Annotated in this window: 5 protein-coding genes; all 5 read right to left on the bottom strand. The window is 58.8% G+C overall.

Annotated features, from left to right (window positions below):
• Positions 1-450 (bottom strand): hypothetical protein (locus tag WDV06_RS36770; RefSeq protein ID WP_395514146.1); only part of this gene is annotated, 450 nt, incomplete at its 3' end.
• 139 nt (positions 451-589) lie between these two features.
• The gene (locus WDV06_RS36775) at positions 590-925 is read right to left on the bottom strand and encodes a hypothetical protein (protein WP_395514147.1); all 336 of its coding nucleotides are present in this window, start codon (positions 923-925) and stop codon (positions 590-592) included.
• A 5-nt stretch (positions 926-930) separates the two neighbouring features.
• Positions 931-1173 (bottom strand): hypothetical protein, encoded by a 243-nt coding sequence (locus WDV06_RS36780; protein WP_395514148.1) that lies wholly within the window; start codon positions 1171-1173, stop codon positions 931-933.
• A 1-nt stretch (position 1174) separates the two neighbouring features.
• Positions 1175-1357 (bottom strand): hypothetical protein, encoded by a 183-nt coding sequence (locus tag WDV06_RS36785; protein ID WP_395514149.1) that lies wholly within the window; start codon positions 1355-1357, stop codon positions 1175-1177.
• Positions 1354-1751, bottom strand: a 398-nt coding sequence (locus WDV06_RS36790; protein WP_395514150.1) for a hypothetical protein, incomplete at its 5' end; no start/stop codon positions are given. The genes WDV06_RS36785 and WDV06_RS36790, both read right to left, overlap by 4 nt.

Genomic DNA, 1751 nt, shown 5'->3' on the forward strand with positions numbered 1-1751 from the left:
CGCCACGGTGGCCGCGTAGTCGCCGTCATCGTCAACGCACCACAGCGAATCAGTGGCATCCGTTTCATTACCATCAATGTCCAGGAGCGTCACCACAACGCCAATATAGCTCCACTCGTCATTGCACCACGCGCGCATGCGTTCGTAGTCTTCGCGGGCAGCGAGCGCGGCAATCTGCCGCTTGCTCATGCCGGGTTCTGCATCACGCGAACCCCAGCCGTCGCGCAGTGCGATACGGCAGGTTTCGGCGAAGTCATAGAAACGTTTGCTGCTACGATCACTGTTCAACACCAGCTCGCCGGGCGACTTGTCGCGCGTAGTCCAGTCGGAAATTACGCCGTGCCCATCCTCATTTTCCCAGGGCGCGCCTGCATCACTGTCGTGGAAGTGCTCGACACGGAACGTGTAGCCGTCGCGCTCGATAGTGTCAGTATGGATTGCAGTGTTCATCGGGTTGGCCTTATGGCGATACCGGCGAGATTGCCGACATAGCGCACTCCCAGGAATGCGCTATAGCTGCTACCTCATGCCCGCGTGTAGGATGCGCGGCCCCCGGTGTGTAATAACGTCATCTTGTCACCTCCTGGCGTTACTTGTTTGCCTCAATCCACTGGTGCGCTGCTTCCTTCGCTACGCACACAAGGCCACCAAGCGTCGCGTAATCTTCCAGGTTGGCGAAGCTGGTAGCGAGCGGCAAGCCGGACGTGAGGTTGTCCCACTTGCGCAGTGGAATATCGTTCAAGTGTTCGTCAGTGCTTGCGCGCAATTTGTCGGCACCGATGATGCTAACCACATACGCAATGGTCCTGGCATTGACCAGCTGCGCGTAATAACGGCGATGGGCGGCGGCTGCAGCGGCCTTGCGATCACCATCGGCACTGTGGCACGGATCGGCCATGTACTGCTTACGGGTATAGAAAGACATTTGTGTCACTCCTTAGTGAAAACGTGGGCAAAGGAACCATTGGGCAATCCACCCATGACCAGCGTTCCGTAAGCGCCAGTGTTCCAACCGAACTTGTCACTCAGAATTGCTGCAGCGCGCCTGTGATTCTCCTGCAGGCTCAGCGCGTGGTTATAGTTGACCAGGGTCGAACCGGCAGCGGCGGTTGCCTTGATGACGGAATTACGCTTTTCCGTAGGCCCCAGGTACTTAGTAACGATAGCTTGCATGTCAGACTCCCAGGATTGCGGCGATAGTGAGAATTGCGGTCAGTGCAGCCACTGCCCAGATGACGCGACGGAAATTGCGCAGGTTGCGTTGTTGCTGCGCGTGGACACGATCCAGGACGCGTTGCGCTGCTTCGGGACGGTTGCTGTACCGCTGGCCTGTGGTGCGGTCGATATGGTTGCTCACTTGCTCGACTCCGTGACCAGGAAGCCGTCAGCGTCACATGGCACCGCATGGCCCACATACGCCTGGATCAACCGCACATATTCACAGCCACACACCTTCGCCATGACGCCATCGTCAAAGCCGGACGCGTCAGCAGCGCCGTACACGCCCAGGAATGGCGTTTTACGGGCCATGGTTTCGTCGGCCAGTTCCTGCGCGCGCTGCGCAGCATCTGCAATCTGAGCGTTAGTGATCGGCGTGGCAGCCTCGCTATAACCGCGCTCACCCTTGAACGTACCCAGGAACTCCACACAATCGGCGGTCACCGCGCTACCATCGGGGAAGCGATAACCCAGGAGGTTAGAACCACTGGTGCGGGCGCGTCCGCCATTCTCACGTGCGCACTTCCAGGCTT

This window comes from Streptomyces racemochromogenes, from assembly GCF_044129415.1.
Taxonomy (GTDB): Bacteria; Actinomycetota; Actinomycetes; order Streptomycetales; family Streptomycetaceae; genus Streptomyces; species Streptomyces racemochromogenes_A.